Origin of the sequence: Levilactobacillus cerevisiae, assembly GCF_003946245.1 — a bacterium.
GTDB classification, from domain to species: Bacteria; Bacillota; Bacilli; order Lactobacillales; family Lactobacillaceae; genus Levilactobacillus; species Levilactobacillus cerevisiae.
On record NZ_RHNN01000081.1, the window covers coordinates 1 to 1,203 of the forward strand.

The 1,203-nt window shown below is 44.3% G+C and carries 1 protein-coding gene; it reads left to right on the top strand.

The genetic code is table 11. The annotated features are described in order from the left end of the window. Positions 1-119: 119 nt before the first annotated feature. Positions 120-1,145 carry an IS30 family transposase gene (locus EKM99_RS15670; RefSeq protein ID WP_125584215.1) on the top strand — a complete coding sequence of 342 codons (1,026 nt, stop codon included), beginning with the start codon at positions 120-122 and terminating at the stop codon, positions 1,143-1,145. The last annotated feature ends 58 nt before the right edge of the window (positions 1,146-1,203 follow it).

Genomic DNA, 1,203 nt, shown 5'->3' on the forward strand with positions numbered 1-1,203 from the left:
CCTCGATTTAAAATTGAAGTGCAACACCTGCTCTACTAGACCAGTTCTTTATTCAGACTAGTCAAAAAGGCCATGAAGACCTATTCTTAATTCACCACAAACAAGAAAGAGGTATCTTCATGACCCGAATTAAGAATATCATATCTAATCAATATCACCAACTTAGTTTAGCTGAACGTGGTCGAATTGAAGCTCTAAGGGACTTAGATTGGTCCATCCGCCGGATTGCCAAGGTACTTCATCGTGATCCCAGCACGATTTCACGTGAATTGAGACGTGGGACAACAACACAGATTAACGCTAATACACGTATCTTTGAACAGTTGTATCTGGCGGAAACTGGCGAAGCAGTTTATCGTAAGCACCGGCTAAACAGCTGTTATCGTGGACTCTTTGACCACTGTCAAACCTTCTGTAATGCTTTGGTTACAGCTTTAAAAGCTCGTCCCAGAATGCATAGTGTGGATACTTTTGTTCACCAATTCAAGACTAATTACCCAGGAGTTGTCTGTCCCTCAACACCGACGGTGTATCGATACATTGATGACCAGCGTTTAGCTATCCGTAATTCAGACCTACCAGCTAAACTCCGTCGCCGAGTCAAACGTCCCGGGACAAAGCATCACCGAATCAATAAGAAGAATCTGGGCCATTCAATCGAAGAGCGTCCCACTGTGGTTCAAGCGCGTCAAGAGCTTGGACACTGGGAAGGTGACTTGGTCAAAGGTAAACGGGTTGAATCTGAGCCAGCATTAATGACTTTGACTGAACGTATTAGTCGTTTAGAAATCATCGTTAAACTTCCCAATTACCATGCCGACACTTGCTTGAAAGCCCTCCAAAATACCTTATATGACTATGGAACTGAGTACTTTAAAACCATTACTTTTGATAACGGTGCCGAGTTCTCAAGCTTGAGCCAAGTCGAGGGAACGGACATCTACTTTGCCCATCCTTATTCACCATGGGAACGCGGAACCAATGAGAACACTAACGGCCTTTTACGCGAGTTCTTCCCGAAGGGCAGATCCTTGGCATTGGCCTCACTGGTTGATATTCAACTGGCTCAAGATACCTTAAACAACCGGCTGCGGCGGTCATTGAACTATCGCTGTCCAGCTGATCTAATGCCTGAACTAGCTTAGCAACTAGACCACTTCTAAGAATAGATTCTTAGTGTTGCACTTGATTTGACAATTGAGG